Below are 15518 nucleotides of genomic sequence, written 5' to 3'. Positions count from 1 at the left end.
CACTACCCGGTGAACGGCCCGCCCGGCGCGTTGGTTCAGCCCGTCACAGGTTGCCGCGGCGCTCCTGCTCGCGCTCGATGGCCTCGAACAGCGCCTTGAAGTTGCCCTTGCCGAAGCCGAGCGAGCCGTGCCGCTCGATCATCTCGAAGAACACCGTGGGCCGGTCGCCGGTCGGCTTGGTGAAGATCTGCAGCAGGTAGCCGTCCTCGTCCCGGTCCACCAGGATCTTGCGCCTCTTCAGCTCCTCGATCGGCACCCGCACGTTGCCGATCCTGGCCCGCAGCTCGGGGTCGTCGTAGTAGGAGTCCGGGGTCTCCAGGAACTCCACGCCGGCGGCCCGCATGTGGTCGACGGTGGCCAGGATGTCGTTGGTGGCCAACGCGATGTGCTGCACGCCGGGGCCGCCGTAGAACTCCAGGTACTCGTCGATCTGGGACTTGCGCGCGGCCACCGCGGGCTCGTTGAGCGGGAACTTGACCCGGTGGTTGCCGTTGGCCACCACCTTGCTCATCAGCGCGGAGTAGTCGGTGGCGATGTCGTCGCCGATGAACTCGGCCATGTTCACAAAGCCCATGACCCGGTTGTAGAACTCGACCCAGTAGTCCATCCGGCCCAGCTCGACGTTGCCCACGCAGTGGTCCACCGCCTGGAAGACCCGCTTGGGCGCGCCCTCCGGCTTGACGTAGGCGCCCTTCTTCGGCTGGTAGCCGGGCAGGTAGACACCGGAGTAGCGGGTGCGGTCGATCAGGGTGTGCCGGGTCTGGCCGTAGGCGGCGATCGCGGCCATCCGCACGGTGCCGTGCTCGTCGGAGACGTCGTGCGGCTCGGTCAGCACGGTCGCGCCCTGCTGCCGGGCCCACTCGATGCACTTGTCCACGTCGGCGACCTCCAGCGCGAGGTCGGTGACCCCGTCGCCGTGCGCGCGGTGGTGGTCCAGCAGCGGGCTGTCCGGGCGGACCCCGCCGGTGATCACGAAGCGGGCCGAGCCGGACTTGAGCACGTAGGACTTGTGGTCCCGGTTGCCGGTCTCCGGGCCGGAGTAGGCGATCTGCTCCATGCCGAACGCCCACTGGTAGAACAGCGCGGTCTGGGTCGCGTTGCCGACCACGAAGACCACCGCGTCCATCGACTTCACCGGGAACGGGTCGCGGCTCTCGTCGTAGTCGACCAGGCCGACGAGCTGACGGAGCTGGTCGAAGCTCACGTCGTCGATGGTCTTGTCCGGGCCGTGGCTGATCGTCTCGGTCACGTTTCCTCCAGTGCCCCGCAGGTCAATTCGGTGACCGCAGCATGAGGTCGCGTGACAAGATGTGCAACACTCAGGAAATCCACTGGGCAAAATGCTCAGTACCACTGCCGATTCCTCGATCAGGTTGAGCAGACTGACCAGGAGGTGTGACCTGCTTCCCACCGACGACGAGGCGCTGGACGCGCTGGATGCCAAGCTGCTGCTGTTGCTCACCGACGAGCCGAGGCTGGGCGTGCTGGAGTGCTCGCGGCGGCTGGGCGTGGCCCGCGGCACCGTGCAGGCCCGGCTGGACCGGCTGGTGCGCCGGGGCGTGCTCGGCGGCTTCCCGCCCGCGCTGGACCTGGCCGCGATGGGCTACGGCCTGACCGCCTTCGCCGTGCTGGAGATCGCCCAGGGGCACCGCGGCGAGGTGACCGCGCACCTGGCCGCGATCGACGAGGTGTGCGAGGTGCACGCCACCACCGGCCAGGGCGACCTGCTGGTGCGCATGGTGGCCAGGGACAACGACGACCTGCAACGGGTGATCGACGAGGTGGTCGACGTGGAGGGCGTGCAGCGCACCTCCACCTCGATCGCGCTGTCCACCCCGGTGCCGCCCAGGGTGCGCCCGTTGCTGGAACGATTGGTCGGTACGGACTGATGGGATCCTTGATCCATGCATGCGCACGAGGTCGAGGTGGGGGCGACCTACCGCGTCCAGCCCCGGCACAACCACGGCACGCTGGCCTGGCTGTTCAGCGGCCCTGACGAGTTCGAGCTGACCGTCACCGGCACCGGCGCGGTGCTTGGTGAGGAGCCCGCGGTGACCGGCGTGCGGGTGGCCGACCGGCACAACGTCAGCCTGCCGCTGCCGCCGGAGCAGGCCCAGCGGATGGGCCTGCCGCCGGGGGTGGCGTACCTGGTCCAGGGGGTGCTGGTGGACGCCGCGACCGGGGCGCTGGTGAGCAGGCCGACCATGGAGTCGGTGACCGTGCCGGTCAGCTGGCTGTGCCCGGTCGACTGATGCGCCTCGTGGTGGTGGCGGGCTGGGCGGTCTTCGCCGGCTGCGCCCTGTGGCTGATCCTGAGCGGGCACCCGGTGGTGCCGGTGGCCGCCGAGGGCACGATCGGGGTGTCCGTGCTGGGCACCGCGCTGACCGCGGCGGTGGCGATGATCGTGGCCAGCCGGGTCTCGCCGATCCCGCTGGAGCGCGTCGAGCCGCCCGACCGGGCCCGGCTGACCCGCCAGAGTTGGCTGCTGGTGGGTGTGTCGCTGATCACCCCGGCGGTTTTTGCCGTGCTGGTCGCGCTGGGCCAGGCGCAGAGCCTGGGCTGGGTGGCCAAGCTGGTGCTGTTCTTCGCGCTGCCGCTGACCGCGCTGGCGCTCACCGGCGGCGTCCGGGTGCCGGTGTCCCGGCCGCCCGCGCGGTGGCGCTGGCTGGGGCCGCTGCCCGCGATGGCCGGCTTCCTGCTGCTCTACCACGGCACCTTCGGGGTGCCGGAGGACCTGGAGCGCGGCGACCCGCTGCGGCTGGCGATCGGGGTCCTGCTGGTCTTCCTCACCGCGAGCGTCGGCGAGGAGGTCTTCTACCGCTGGCTCCTGCAGACCCGGCTGGAGCTGCTGCTCGGCCGCTGGCCGGCCATCCTGGCCAGTGCGCTGCTGTTCGCGCTGATGCACCTGCCCACCCGGCTGCCGGTGCTCGGCGACCCCGGCTACGCGCTGGCCGCGGTGATCGCCATCCAGGGCGCGTTCGGGCTGGTCGCGGGCTACCTGTGGAGCCGGTTCCGGAACCTGTGGGCGGTCATCGCGCTGCACGCCGCGATGAACCACCTCAGCCTGCTCTGGCTGCTCTGACACAGCGGAACGGGCCCGGGAAGCGCTCCCGGGCCCGTTCTCGCGTGCGCTCAGCTCTGGTACGGCACCGCGTCCAGCAGGGTGACCTTCATGGTGCGGCCGTTGGGCGTGGCGTACTCGCGGGTCTCGCCCACCTTGGCCTCCAGCAGCGCCGCGCCCAGCGGGGAGCTCGGCGAGTAGACCTCGAGGTCCCCGTGTGAGCCCTCCTCGCGGGTGGCGAGCAGGAAGGTCTCCTTCTCGTCATCGCCGTCGTAGCGGATGGTGACCACCATGCCCGGCTGGGCGATGCCCGACTCGGTGGGCGCCTCACCCACCTTGGCCTGGCGCAACAGCTCCTGGAGCTGACGGATCCGCCCCTCCTGCTTGCCCTGCTCCTCGCGCGCGGCGTGGTAGCCACCGTTCTCCCGGAGGTCGCCCTCCTCACGGCGGGCGTTGATCTCCGCGGCGATGACCGGGCGGTTGGCAATGAGATCGTCCAACTCGTGCTTGAGCCGGTCGAAAGCATCCTGGGTCAGCCAGGTCACGGTCTCGGCCACGGTCACCACTCCTCGTCTCCTCCAGGCCCACGGCTGTGGGCTGGTCGCTCCTGGCAGGCTGCACCAGGAAACGGAAAAACACGGCCCACACCGGGGCCGTGCTGTCAGGCGAGGGTAACACGGTTACGTGTTCAACGGGTGGAAATTGCGGCTGGCGAGGACCGCTGGCAGGTGCAGTTCACCCGCTTGGCCGCGTGGTGCTCGACAAGTACTCCGGCACCTGGTAGGAGCACCCGAACACGACTCCGGTGATCGCCGGACGTGAGGTCTTGATCACGGCGGACTCGATCACCGTGCTCTCACTGGGCGGGATCAGCACCTCTCGCCTGCCGACCTCGTCGCCGTCCTTGGACCGGGCCCGCACGATGCACACCGCTGGCCGTTCCGGCTGGTCGCGGGCCACCTCGAAGCTGATCTTCACCGCGTCGTTGCCGAGGATCTCGTAGGCGGTCTGCTTGCCCTCGATCGGCGTCGTGCCGAGGTTGCGGTATCCGACAAAAGCCAGCACCCCGCCCACCAGCACACCGGCCACCAGCAGTGCGATCCGCACCCGTTGGGGTGTCCTTCGATCGGAGGACCGGCCGTAGCGGCCCTCCGGTAGCGGACGCTCACCCATGGACGCGGACCTCCCGGCCGTCTTTGTCGTACCCGCAGGGAACAATGGGCGGCAACGCCCGCGTTGAGTATCCATGACCGCGCCGACTGGGGGTCGCGCCGGGCTGACGAGAGGACCAGGAACATCCATGGCAGAGAAGCTGCGCCTGATGACGGTGCACGCCCACCCCGACGACGAGTCGAGCAAGGGTGCCGCCACCACCGCGAAACTGGTGGCCGACGGGCATGAGGTCATGGTCGTGACCTGCACCGGGGGCGAACGTGGCAGCATCCTGAACCCGGCGATGGACCGGCCGGAAGTGGTGAACAACCTCGCCGCAGTGCGCCGCGAGGAGATGGCACGGGCGGCGGAGATCCTCAAGGTCCAGCACCGCTGGCTGCCCTACGTCGACTCCGGCCTGCCGGAGGGCGACCCGCTGCCGCCGCTGCCCGAGGGCTGCTTCGCCCTGGTGCCGCTGGAGGAGTCCACCGCGGAGCTGGTCAAGATCGTGCGCGAGTTCCGGCCGCACGTGATGATCACCTACGACGAGAACGGCGGCTACCCGCACCCGGACCACATCCGCTGCCACGAGGTCTCGGTGGCCGCGTTCGAGGCCGCGGGCGACCCGGACCGCTTCCCGGAGGCCGGCGAGCCCTGGCAGCCGCTGAAGCTGTACTACTCGCACGGGTTCTCCAGGAAGAAGCTGCTGACCTTCCACGACACCCTGCTCGCGCGCGGGCTGGAGTCGCCGTACGAGGAGTGGCTCAAGCACTGGGACAACGACAAGCCCGATGTGATGGAGCGGGTGACGACCCAGGTGGCGTGCGGGGAGTACTTTGAGGTCCGGGACGAGGCGCTGAAGGCGCACGCCACCCAGATCGACCCGACCAGCAGGTGGTTCGCGGTTCCCCTGGACCTCCAGCGGGAGGTGTGGCCCACCGAGGAGTACGAGTTGGCCCGCTCGCTGGTCGACACCACGTTGCCGGAGGACGACCTGTTCGCCGGCGTCCTGACCCAGGTGCGTACATGACTTTGCTCGACACGGTTGGCCACCACGAGACGACCGCTCTCGTGGTGGCCCAGCCGAAGAAGCCGGAAGAGCCCGGCGGCCGCGGCGAGGACTTCGGCAAGTCCAGCCCGGTGGGGCTGGTCCTGCTGATCCTGTTCTTCATCGCGGTGGGCTTCCTGGTGCGCTCGATGAACAAGCACCTGCGCAAGCTGCCGCAGAGCTTCGACAAGGACGCCCCGGCCGAGGGCACGACGGCAGGGGAAAAGCCCGCCGCCGAGCCCGAGGATGAGGCGGCGGCCGGTCCGGAAGCCGCCGCGGTGGCTGGGCCGGCCGGCAAGCCGGTGGCCAAGGCGGCCCAGCCGGAGGCCTAGCGGCTCACTTGCCGCGGTCCTCGGCCAGGGTGTGCGCGACCAGGGCGTTGGCATGCCCGTGCCCGAGGCCGTGCTCCTGCTTGAGCCAGGTGACCAGCTCGCCGTGCTTGGTCGGCCCGGCGGCCCGGATGAGCTCCTGCCACTCGCTGATCGGACGGCCGTACTTGGCCTCGATCGAGGGGAAGTAGCTGGCCGGGCCCTTGGCGGCGGTCATGACGTCTCCTACCTGGTGCGTGCGGGTGCTGGAAAGCTAGTTCGGCCGCAGCCGCAGCACCAGCTGGTGCATCTCCTCGTGCACCGAGGGTTCCTGGGGCAGCGCCGAGCCGTTCTCCGCCACGTCCAGCCACTCCAGCCAGCTGAGCAGGTCCGCGGCCAGCGTCTCCGCGTCCGGCGCGCCCGGCACCGAGTCCAGCGGCCGGTGCTCGCCCTCGACCTTGGCCGCGATCAGCTCCTTCAGGTAGCCAGGACCGCCCTGCTCCTCGATCAGCGTGGGCAGGTGGGCCAGCACCGCCCCGGTGCGCATCAGGTGCACCCCGGTCAGCAGCGCGCGGAAGGTGTAGAGCAGCGGTTTCAGCTCGCCGTTGCGCTCGAACAGCCGCCACTGGGTCTTGGCGAAACCGCGGTAGTGGTGGGCGTGCCTGCTGGTCAGGAAGCCCGGCGCGAGCGCGATCAGCTCCTGGTGCGCCTGCGTGGTGTGCACCACCAGCGGGGAGAGCAGCTGCTCGGCCACGTAGCCGTTGGGGCGCAGCAGCAGCCGGGCGAACTTGGCGATGTCGTGGGTGACCAGGTCCAGCTCGGTCCCCTCGTGCTGCCACATCCGCTCCACCGTCTCCGGCCCGTAGCGCAGCCCGGCCAGCTCGCTGGTGGCCAGCAGGTGCACCCCGCGCAGGTCGACGTCGGAGTCCTGGGACGGGAAGCCGTAGAGGTGCGCGCCGGAGACGGCGGCGAACACCAGCGGCCGGTCCTGTTCCGCGACGACACCTGCCAGCACGGTGGTGTCCAGGTCTTGCAAGCTCACGTCAACTCTCCTTCCACGGACCGTCGACGCACCGAGACCAGCCAGCGTTCCACCGCGGCCCGATCCGGCATCGGCGGCAGCGGGCTGTCCGCCTCGGCCAGCTCGATGTCGGCCTGCGCCCCGATCACCCTGGTGCGCACCGACTCCCAGTCCCTGGCCCCGGACTTGATCTCCAGCAACTCGTCCCGGAACGGCGCGGCGTCGATGCTCAGCTCGCCGGTGCGCACCAGGTGCTCGCAGACCAGCAGCAGCCGCAGGCCGTGCATCACCTGCTTCCACTTGGGGTCCCCGCCCTCGGCCATGCTGGCCTGGGCGCGGATGAACTGCTGCTCGGTGGCCTTGCGGAAGGTCTTCACCGCGCGCAGCGACAGGAACGCGGGCAGCAACTCGCGCAGCTCCGCGCCCGCCGTGCCGCACTGCTCGACCTGCCCGGAGGCCAGCACGTCCAGCACGCTCGGGTTGGCCTTGAGCGCGAGCAGGCAGAAGTGCTCGACCTCCCAGCTCAGCCGCTCCGGCTCCGGGCCCTCCACGCTGTCCGGCGGCTTCACCAGGCCCCAGAACAGCTCGGTCGGCGCGACGTAGACCCCGCGCCGGTCCAGGTCGGAGTCCGGCCCGGCCAGCCCGTAGGCCCGCGAGCCGACCACCGTGGACAGGATCGTGTGCTCTCGCACCAGGTCCAGGACGATCACAGCCGCGGGTCCACCGGCTCGGACTCCAGCGCGAGCACCGCGAACACGCACTCGTGCACCCGCCACAGCGGTTCCCCCGCGGCCAGCCGGTCCAGGCCTGCCATGCCGACGGCGTACTCGCGCAGCGCCATCGACCGCTTGCCGGCGATCTTGCGCTGGCGCACCCGCTTCAGGTTGGCCGGCTCGGTGTAGTCCGGTCCGTAGACCAGCCGCAGGTACTCCCGGCCACGCACCTTCAAACCCGGCTGCACCAGTCCTCGCTTCCCCCGGCTCAGGTTCGCCGCCGGTTTGACCACCATGCCCTCGCCCCCGGCGGCGGTGAGCTCCTCCCACCACGCGACGGCCCTGGCGACCGACTCCGGGTCCTCGGCATCCACCGCGATGGTGCGGGTGGCGGTGAACAGTCCGGGCGCCGCCGAGATCATCTTGTCAGCCTGCGCCAGGTGCCAGGCGCGCGCGGTGCGCGCGTGGTTGCGGCCTTCGGAGGCGAGCAGCTGGAACGGGGCCAGCCGGATGCCGTCGAGGTCCTCGGTGGGCCAGCAGTAGCGCTGGTGCACGGCCTCGAACGCGGTGGCGTTGGCCAGCCGGGACTCGGTGCGCGCCAACAGCTCCGCCACCTCCAGCCCGCGTCCAGCGGCCTGCCGCAACACGTCCGCGGCCGCTGGCAGCGCGGCGGTGGCGGCCGCGCCGACCGCGGCGTACTGCTCGCGGATCAGCCCGCCGGCCTTGGCGCTCCACGGCAGCAGCTCGGCGTCCAGCAGCAGCCAGTCGGTGTCCAGCTCGGCCCACAGCCCGGCCGCGGTGACCGCCTCGCTGACCCCGGCGAGCAGCTGCTCGCCGCGGTCGTCGGCGAAGAACGCCCGCCCGGTGCGGGTGTGGATCACACCCGGTCCGGCCACGCCGAAGCGTTTCAGCGCGGTCTGCTCGTCGCGGCAGACCAGCACCACCGCGCGCGAGCCCATGTGCTTCTCCTCGCACAGCAGCTCGCGCACCCCGTCGGCCCGGTAGGCGGCGAAGGCCTCGGCCGGGTGCTCCAGCAGCTCCGGCAGGGCCGAGGTGTTCACCGGGGCCATGGTCGGCGGCAGGTACAGCAGCCAGCGCGGGTCCAGCGCGAACCGGCTCATCACCTCCAGCGCGGCCGCGGCGTGCTCGGCGGTCACCGTGACCCGCCCGTGCAGCTCACCGGTCTCCACCACCCGCTTGCCGGCCACGTCGGCGAGCTCCAGCAGCCCGGCCTCGCGCTCCGGCGGCGCGGGCGGGACGAGCGGTTTTGTCGGCTCGTACCAGACCTTCTTCGAGGGCACCGAGACCACTTCGCGCTCCGGATAGCGCAGGGCGGTGAGCTTGTTGCCGAACACCGCGCCGGTGTCCAGGCACATCGTGTTGTTGATCCACTCCACCTCGGGCGTGGGCGTGTGCCCGTAGAGCACCATGGCCCGGCCGCGGTAGTCGTTGGCCCACGGGTAGCGCACCGGCAGCCCGTACTCGTCGGTCTCGCCGGTGGTGTCGCCGTAGAGCGCGAAGCTGCGCACCCGGCCGGAGGCGCGGCCGTGGAAGCGTTCCGGCAGCCCGGCGTGCGCGACGACCAGGTTGCCGCCGTCGAGCAGGTAGTGCGAGACCAGGCCGTAGCAGAACTCCGCCACCCGCTGCCGGAACTCCTCGGGCTGCCCGGCCAGCTGGTCCAGGGACTCGGCGAGCCCGTGCGAGACGGTGACCTTGCGGCCGGTCAGCGCCCGGTGCAGCTTCTGCTCGTGGTTGCCGCACACGCAGATCGCGGTGCCCGCCTCGACCATGTTCATCACCAGCCGCAGCACGCCGGGGGTGTCCGGGCCGCGGTCGACCAGGTCGCCGACGAACACCGCGGTCCGGCCCTCCGGGTGGCTGGCGCCGACGGCCTTCCCGTTCTCCCACTCCAGGTCCCAGCCCAGCTCGGCGAGCAGCGACTCCAGCTCGCCCCGGCAGCCGTGCACATCGCCGATCACGTCGAACGGCCCGGTCAGCCCGGTGCGGTCGTTGATCAGCGGCTCCACCACGATGGTGGCCGCGTCGATCTCCTCCTGACCGTGCAGGGTGTGCACCTTGCGCAGGCCCTCGCGCACCAGGTGCTTCTGCGAGCGGCGCAGCTGCGACTTCTGCCGGGCGATCACCTCCGCGCCGAACTGGCGGTCCCGGCGGGCCGCGTTGCGCTGCACGCACACCGATTCCGGCACGTCCAGCACGATCGCCACCGGCAGCACGTGGTGCTGCTTGGCCAGCGCGATCAGCGAGGCGCGCGAGGTCTGCTGCACGTTGGTCGCGTCGACCACGGTGAGCAGTCCGGCGGCCAGCCGTTTGCCCGCCACGTACTGGAGCGCGTCGAAGGCCGCCGCGGTGGCCTCCTGGTTGTTCTCGTCATCGCTGACCAGGCCGCGGAAGAAGTCGCTGGAGAGCACCTGGGTCGGCGTGAAGTGCTTGGCGGCGAAGCTGGACTTGCCGGAGCCGGAGACGCCGACGAGCAGCACCAGCGACTTGTCCGGAATGGACAGTGCGGTCATCGGGCAACCTCCGTGCGGCGGAAGAGAGCGAGCTGGGTCGGCGGTCCCACTTCGGGGTCATCCGGTCCGACCGGCCGGAACTCCACCGCGTAGCCGTAGCGCTGGGCGACCTCCTGGGCCCAGGCCCGGAACTCGGCGCGGGTCCACTCGAAGCGGTGGTCCGGGTGCCGGAACTGCCCGGCGGGCAAGCCGGGGAAGCGCACGTTGTACTCCGCGTTCGGCGTGGTCACCAGCACCGCGCCGGGGGCGGCGCCGCCGAAGACCGCGCGGGCCAGCGCGGGCAGCCGCGGCGGGTCCACGTGCTCGACGACCTCCATCAGCACCGCCGCGTCGAAGCCGCGCAGCTCACCGTCCACATAGGTCAGCGCGGACTGGCGCAGGGTGAGCCGGTCCGCGACGTGCTCGGACATCCGGTCCAGCTGGAGCCGCCGCTCGGCACCGGCCAGCGCCCGCGCGGAGACGTCCACCCCGAGGATCCGGGTGAAGTGCAAGTCCCGCAACAACTCCCGCAGCAGCGCGCCACCACCGCAGCCCAGGTCGACCACCTGCCGCGCGCCGATCTCCTTGAGCAGCGCCAGGATCGTGTGCCTGCGGGCCACCGCGAGCGGCTCGCTGGGCACCACGGCCTCCTGCAACGCGTTGTCCAGCTCCGCGGGCTCGGTGTCGTCGGCCTCGGCCAGCCTGGTCAGCGCGGCGGTCACCAGCCCCCGGTGGTGCCGCAGGTAGCGGCGGCTGACCAGGTCCCGCTCCGGGTGCTCGGCCAGCCAGGTGTCCCCGGCCCGCAGCAGCTTCTCCACCTCGTCCTCGGAGACCCAGTAGTGCTTGGCGTTGTCCAGCACCGGCAGCAGCACGTAGAGGTGGTTGAGCGCCTCGGCCAGCCGCAGCGTGCCGGTCAGCCGCAGGTCCAGGTACGGCGAGTCACCCCAGCCGGTCATCGGGATCGGCCGCGCGTCCACCGTCCAGCCCAGCGGCTCGAACAGCCGCGTCACCAGGTCCGCCGGACCGTGGCAGGGCACCGCGGGCAGGTGGATGGCCAGCGGGATCGGCGTGGCGGCCAGCTCCGGGCGCGACTCGCAACGCCCGCCCAGCGCGGTGCGGAACACCTTGCCCAGCGCCACCGCGAGCATCGAGGAGGCCACGTACGGCCGGTCGTTGACGTAGCGGCCAAGGCTGAACGCGGTGTTCTCCCGTCCCCGCCGCACCAGCTCGATCGGGTCGAGCTCCAGCAGCAGACCGACCGTGCACTGATGCTCTTCCGCCTGTGGGTAGAACACGTGCGCGGTCCCCGCGGCGACCTCGAAGGTCTGCACCTTGCCTGGGTGCTTGTGCAGCAGGAAGCCGAGGTCGGTCGCTGGCCGGTGGGTCGTGGTCAGGGTGAACAGCACGAACGGGGAGTATTCCCGCTCGCGCTGATCCCCGCTCCCGCTTTAAGCCCCTTCTGAACCCGCGTCCCGGATCGCGGTCTCCAGCACGTCGAGCCCTTCGGCGAGCAGGTCCTCGCCGATCACCAACGGCGGCAGCAGCCGGATGACGTTGCCGTAGGTGCCGCAGGTGAGCACGATCACCCCGGCCGCGTGGCAGTCCGCGGTGACCCGCTTGGTCAGTGCCGCGTCCGGCTCGTTGCCCTCGCCCACGAACTCGATCGCCAGCATCGCGCCCCGGCCGCGGACCTCGCCGATGGCGGGGGTGGTGGCGGCCAGCGCGCGCAGCCGGGTGCCGGCCAGGGACTCGATCCGGCGGGCTGCGGCGGCCAGGTCCAGCTCGCGCATGCGGTCCATGGTGGCCAGGGCGGCGGCGCAGGCCAGGGGGTTGCCGCCGTAGGTGCCGCCGAGGCCGCCGGGGTGCACCGCGGACATCACCTCGGCGCGGCCGGTGACCGCGGCCAGTGGCAGGCCGCCCGCGATGCCCTTGGCGGTGGTGACCAGGTCGGGCACCACCTGCTCGTGGTCGACGGCGAACCAGTCGCCGGTGCGGCAGAAGCCGGTCTGGATCTCATCGGCCACGAACAGCGCGCCGGAGTCCGCGCACCAGGCCGAGAGCGCGGGCAGGAAACCCGGTGCGGGGACCACGAACCCGCCCTCGCCCTGAATCGGTTCGATCAGCACCGCGGCCACGTTCTGGCCGCCGACCTGGGCCTCGATCGTCTCGATCGCCCTGGCCGCGGCCGCCGGGCCGCTGAGGCCGTCGCGGAACGGATACGACATCGGCACCCGGTACACCTCGGGCGCGAACGGGCCGAAACCCTGCTTGTACGGCATGTTCTTCGCGGTCAGCGCCATGGTCAGGTTGGTGCGGCCGTGGTAGGCGTGGTCGAAGACCACTACCGCGGACCGGCCGGTGGCATAGCGGACGATCTTGACCGCGTTCTCCACCGCCTCCGCGCCGGAGTTGAACAGCGCCGAGCGCTTGTCGAACCCGCCGGGGGTCAGCTCGTTGAGCCGCTCGCACACCTCGACGTAGCTCTCGTACGGGTTGATCATCGCGCAGGTGTGGGTGAACCGGGCGGCCTGCTCGGCCACCGCCGCGACCACCACCGGGTCCGCGTTGCCCACCCCGGTCACCGCGATGCCGGAGGCCAGGTCGATCAGCGAGTTGCCGTCCACGTCCACCAGCACCCCGCCGCCTGCCTCGGCGGCGAAGGCAGGCACGGCCACCCCGATGCCGGGGGCGACCGCGTTCTCCTTGCGCGCCAGCAGTTCGGCGGACCTCGGTCCGGGCAGGGCGGTGGCCAGCGTGCGCTGCTGGGGTGGTCCGGCCTGTCGGGTCATGACGGGACGCTCCTCGAGTTTCGTTGGCGCAGAAGGGAAACGGCCAGGACGATCGCGGCGACGCCGAGGCTGACCAGCAGCTGCGGGCGGGCGCCGGAGTCGAACAGCATGCCTGCCAGCAGCACCACCATGGCCACGATGCTCAGCCAGGTCAGCACCGCGCGGGACTGCCGGATCCGCAGGTGCGACACCGCGATCACCAGCCAGACCAGGATCGCGATCGCGCCGGAGGAGTTGACCAGGAAGGTGAACACGTCCTGCGGCGCGAAGTAGTTGAGCACCACGGTGCCGAAGCCGAACACGGTGGAGACCAGCACCGCGGTGCGCGGCGAGCCGCTGGCGCTCAGGCGCTGCCAGGACTTCGGCGCGTCGCCGCGGCCGGACAGCGAGAAGGCCATCCTGGAGGCGGTGTAGAGGCCGGAGTTGAGGCAGGACAGCACCGAGGTCAGCACCACCACGTCCATCACGGTGGCCGCGGCGGGCAGCCCGATCCGTTGCAGCACCGCGACGTACGGGCTGGTGGCCACGCTGGCGTCGTCGTAGGGCAGCAGGGTGACCACCACCGCGATGGAACCCAGGTAGAACACCAGGATCCGCCACACCGTGGAGCGCACCGCGAGCCGCACCGCCCGTTGCGGGTCCGCCGACTCACCGGCCGCCACGGTGGCGATCTCCGCGCCGAAGAAGGAGAACACCACCACCAGCATCGCGGAGAACACCGGCGCGGCCCCGTTGGGGAAGAACCCGCCGTGGCCGAGGAGGTTGTCCGTGCCGGGCGCGGTCACTCCGGGCAGGGTGCCCGCGATGGCGGCGATGCCCAGCAGCAGGAACACCGTGATCGCGGCGACCTTGATGGAGGCGAACCAGAACTCGAACTCGCCGTAGGAGCGCACCGAGAACAGGTTGGTCGCGGTGAGCAGCACCATCAGCGCCAGCGCCCAGGTCCACTGCGGGATCGCCGGTAGCCAGCGGTGCACGATCGCGGCCCCGGCGGTGGCCTCGATGCCGACGGTGACCACCCAGAACCACCAGTACAGCCAGCCGATGGAGAACCCGGCCCAGCGGCCGATCGCGCGGTCGGCGTAGCTGGAGAAGGAGCCGGTCTCCGGGTTGGCCACGGCCAGCTCGCCCAGCATCCGCATCACCAGCACGACCAGCAGCCCGGCCACCGCGTAGGAGATCAGCACGCCGGGACCGGCCTTGGCGATGGCCGCGCCGGAGCCGACGAACAGCCCGGCGCCGATCACCCCGGCGATCGCGATCATCGACAGGTGCCGCTGCTGGAGCGTGCGCGCGAGGGTGGCCATGGGCCGAGTGTGGGCGCGGACACATCCGGCGGGAAGTCGACGAAGTGGCTACTTTGGAGTTCTCACCACACCACTTTGTCGAGGTACGGGTGCCGCTGACCGTGCGCGCGCTGCTGGAGCTGCCCGAGCTGGGTCTCCGGTTGCTGGCCGGTGCGCGGGGGCTGGACCGGCCGCTGCCCTGGGCGCACGTCAGCGAGCTGGCCGACCCGACGCCGTTCCTGGAGGGTGGCGAGCTGCTGCTGACCACCGGGCTGGCCCGGCCTGCCTGGCGGGCCTACCTGGACCGGCTGGCCGCCGCGGGCGCGGCCGGGCTGGCCTTCGGCACCGGGCTGAGCCACCAGCGGGTGCCTGCCGAGCTGGTGAAAGCCGCGCGGGCCAGGGACTTCCCGCTGCTGGAGGTGCCCCGGGACACCCCGTTCATCGCGGTCACCAAGGCGGTCAGCCGGGCGGTCGCGGCCGACTCCTACGCCGAGGCCACCCGGATGAGCGGGGCGCTGCAAGCCCTGGCCGGGGCCGCCACCGGGGTGGACGGGCTGGGCGCGGTGCTGCGCCGGCTGGCCCGCGAGCTGGACGCCTGGGTGGTGCTGCTGGACGTGGCCGGCGAACCGCTGCGGGCCGCCCCGGCCAGTGCCAGGGGCCGGGTCGCCGAGGCGGCCGGGCTGCTGGACCGGCTGCGCGCGGCCCGGCCACCGGCCGCGGTCACCGCGCAGGCGCCCGGCGAGTGGATCACCGCGCAGGCCCTCGGCGCGGGCCGTCGCACCAGGGCCTTCCTGCTGCTGGGCAGCACGCGGGTGTGGACCCCGGCCGAGCAGCACCTGCTCGGCGCGGCCGCCTCGCTGCTCGCGCTGGCCCTGGAACAGACCGGCGGCCTGGACGCGGCCGCCCGGCGGTTGCGCGCCGGGCTGTTCACGCTGCTCGCGGCCGGAAAGCGGGACCTCGTCGCGGAGGTGGTCCGGCCGCTGTGGGGCGCGCTGCCCGCGCCGCCGCTGCGGGTGCTGGCGCTGACCGGCCCGGCCCCGGCCCGCGCGGCCGCGGTGGACCTGCTGTCCGCGCAGGGCGTGGCCGAGCCCTGCTTCTTCGCCGAGGTCGAGGACCGGGTGGTGGTGCTGGCCGCCGAGGGTGAGCCGCTGGCCTGGTGCCGCGCGCTGCCCGGCCGCCTGGCCGGGGTCCGGCTGGGCGTGTCCGGGCCGGTGACCGAGGTCGCCGAGGGGCACCGGCAGGCGCTGGCCGCGGTGGACGCGGCCCGCCGCCAGGACCAGTTGGTGCTGGATTTCGCCGACCTGGCCGCCTCCGGCCTGCTCGCGCTGGTGGACGGCCGCCGGGGCGTCGCCTTCGCCTCGGCCCTGCTCAGCCCGCTGAACACGCACGATGCCACCGGACGCGGGGATTTGCTGACCTCCCTGCGGGTATGGCTGAGCCACCATGGACAGTGGGACCCGGCCGCGCAACAGCTTGGTGTCCACCGGCACACCCTGCGCAACCGCATGCGTAAGGTGGCCGACCTGCTGGACAAGGACCTGGACTCGCCAGGTGTGCGCGCCGAGCTCTGGCTCGCCCTGCACCTGCACCAACCGCACTGACCTCGCCACCAACGCTCGGGAGACGCACC

At 71.7% G+C, this 15518-nt stretch carries 16 protein-coding genes; 6 read left to right on the top strand and 10 right to left on the bottom strand.

Annotated features, from left to right (window positions below; genetic code table 11):
- Positions 1 to 43: 43 nt before the first annotated feature.
- Positions 44 to 1204 (bottom strand): 4-hydroxyphenylpyruvate dioxygenase, encoded by a 1161-nt coding sequence (gene hppD, locus N8J89_RS37255; RefSeq protein ID WP_283666345.1) that lies wholly within the window; start codon positions 1202 to 1204, stop codon positions 44 to 46.
- Between the two features lie 136 nt (positions 1205 to 1340).
- Here hppD and N8J89_RS37250 point away from each other — a divergent pair, with 136 nt between their 5' ends.
- The 3 genes from N8J89_RS37250 to N8J89_RS37240 are packed head-to-tail and all read left to right on the top strand — an operon-like array spanning position 1341 to position 3082.
- Entirely contained in the window at positions 1341 to 1889 is a 549-nt protein-coding gene (locus N8J89_RS37250) for an Lrp/AsnC family transcriptional regulator (protein ID WP_283661615.1), read from the top strand.
- A 15-nt stretch (positions 1890 to 1904) separates the two neighbouring features.
- The gene (locus N8J89_RS37245) at positions 1905 to 2252 is read left to right on the top strand and encodes a hypothetical protein (protein ID WP_283661614.1); all 348 of its coding nucleotides are present in this window, start codon (positions 1905 to 1907) and stop codon (positions 2250 to 2252) included.
- Positions 2252 to 3082, top strand: a complete 831-nt coding sequence (locus tag N8J89_RS37240; protein WP_283661613.1) for a CPBP family intramembrane glutamic endopeptidase — start codon at positions 2252 to 2254, stop codon at positions 3080 to 3082. Before N8J89_RS37245 ends, N8J89_RS37240 begins: the two co-directional genes overlap by 1 nt.
- Positions 3083 to 3132: 50 nt before the next feature.
- Here N8J89_RS37240 and greA read toward each other — a convergent pair whose 3' ends face one another.
- Together greA and N8J89_RS37230 are read right to left on the bottom strand one after the other, a co-directional pair.
- The gene (gene greA, locus N8J89_RS37235) at positions 3133 to 3618 is read right to left on the bottom strand and encodes a transcription elongation factor GreA (RefSeq protein WP_374213078.1); all 486 of its coding nucleotides are present in this window, start codon (positions 3616 to 3618) and stop codon (positions 3133 to 3135) included.
- Positions 3619 to 3796: 178 nt separating this feature from the next.
- A complete protein-coding gene (locus N8J89_RS37230) occupies positions 3797 to 4234 on the bottom strand; it encodes a DUF4307 domain-containing protein (protein WP_283661612.1) in 438 nt (145 codons plus the stop codon).
- 127 nt (positions 4235 to 4361) lie between these two features.
- On the opposite strand from N8J89_RS37230, the gene mca reads away from it, so the two are divergent.
- Positions 4362 to 5243, top strand: coding sequence for a mycothiol conjugate amidase Mca (gene mca / locus N8J89_RS37225; RefSeq protein WP_283661611.1), 882 nt, complete (start codon positions 4362 to 4364; stop codon positions 5241 to 5243).
- A complete protein-coding gene (locus N8J89_RS37220; RefSeq protein WP_283661610.1) occupies positions 5240 to 5593 on the top strand; it encodes a hypothetical protein in 354 nt (117 codons plus the stop codon). Before mca ends, N8J89_RS37220 begins: the two co-directional genes overlap by 4 nt.
- A gap of 4 nt (positions 5594 to 5597) precedes the next feature.
- Here the strand turns inward: N8J89_RS37220 and N8J89_RS37215 are convergent, their stop codons facing one another.
- The 7 genes from N8J89_RS37215 to N8J89_RS37185 are packed head-to-tail and all read right to left on the bottom strand — an operon-like array spanning position 5598 to position 13909.
- On the bottom strand, positions 5598 to 5807 hold the full coding sequence (locus tag N8J89_RS37215) for a DUF4287 domain-containing protein (RefSeq protein ID WP_283661609.1): 210 nt from the start codon (positions 5805 to 5807) through the stop codon (positions 5598 to 5600).
- Between the two features lie 36 nt (positions 5808 to 5843).
- Positions 5844 to 6611: a nucleotidyltransferase domain-containing protein gene (locus N8J89_RS37210; protein WP_283661608.1), complete on the bottom strand. Its 768-nt coding sequence runs from the start codon at positions 6609 to 6611 to the stop codon at positions 5844 to 5846.
- Positions 6608 to 7300, bottom strand: a complete 693-nt coding sequence (locus tag N8J89_RS37205; RefSeq protein WP_283661607.1) for a nucleotidyltransferase domain-containing protein — start codon at positions 7298 to 7300, stop codon at positions 6608 to 6610. Before N8J89_RS37205 ends, N8J89_RS37210 begins: the two co-directional genes overlap by 4 nt.
- The gene (locus tag N8J89_RS37200) at positions 7297 to 9834 is read right to left on the bottom strand and encodes a polynucleotide kinase-phosphatase (RefSeq protein ID WP_283661606.1); all 2538 of its coding nucleotides are present in this window, start codon (positions 9832 to 9834) and stop codon (positions 7297 to 7299) included. Before N8J89_RS37200 ends, N8J89_RS37205 begins: the two co-directional genes overlap by 4 nt.
- Entirely contained in the window at positions 9831 to 11219 is a 1389-nt protein-coding gene (locus tag N8J89_RS37195; RefSeq protein ID WP_283661605.1) for a 3' terminal RNA ribose 2'-O-methyltransferase Hen1, read from the bottom strand. Before N8J89_RS37195 ends, N8J89_RS37200 begins: the two co-directional genes overlap by 4 nt.
- A 42-nt stretch (positions 11220 to 11261) precedes the next feature.
- Positions 11262 to 12602 carry a 4-aminobutyrate--2-oxoglutarate transaminase gene (gene gabT, locus N8J89_RS37190; RefSeq protein ID WP_283661604.1) on the bottom strand — a complete coding sequence of 447 codons (1341 nt, stop codon included), beginning with the start codon at positions 12600 to 12602 and terminating at the stop codon, positions 11262 to 11264.
- A complete protein-coding gene (locus N8J89_RS37185) occupies positions 12599 to 13909 on the bottom strand; it encodes an amino acid permease (RefSeq protein WP_283661603.1) in 1311 nt (436 codons plus the stop codon). The genes gabT and N8J89_RS37185 overlap by 4 nt, the downstream gene beginning before the upstream one ends.
- Positions 13910 to 13998: 89 nt before the next feature.
- Here N8J89_RS37185 and N8J89_RS37180 point away from each other — a divergent pair, with 89 nt between their 5' ends.
- Positions 13999 to 15489, top strand: coding sequence for a PucR family transcriptional regulator (locus tag N8J89_RS37180; RefSeq protein WP_283661602.1), 1491 nt, complete (start codon positions 13999 to 14001; stop codon positions 15487 to 15489).
- Positions 15490 to 15518 lie beyond the last annotated feature (29 nt).

Source organism: Crossiella sp. CA-258035, from assembly GCF_030064675.1.
In the GTDB taxonomy this organism is placed as follows: Bacteria; Actinomycetota; Actinomycetes; order Mycobacteriales; family Pseudonocardiaceae; genus Crossiella.
The sequence above is the reverse complement of the archived record's forward strand: the minus strand, read 5'-3'. Positions and strand labels throughout refer to the sequence as shown.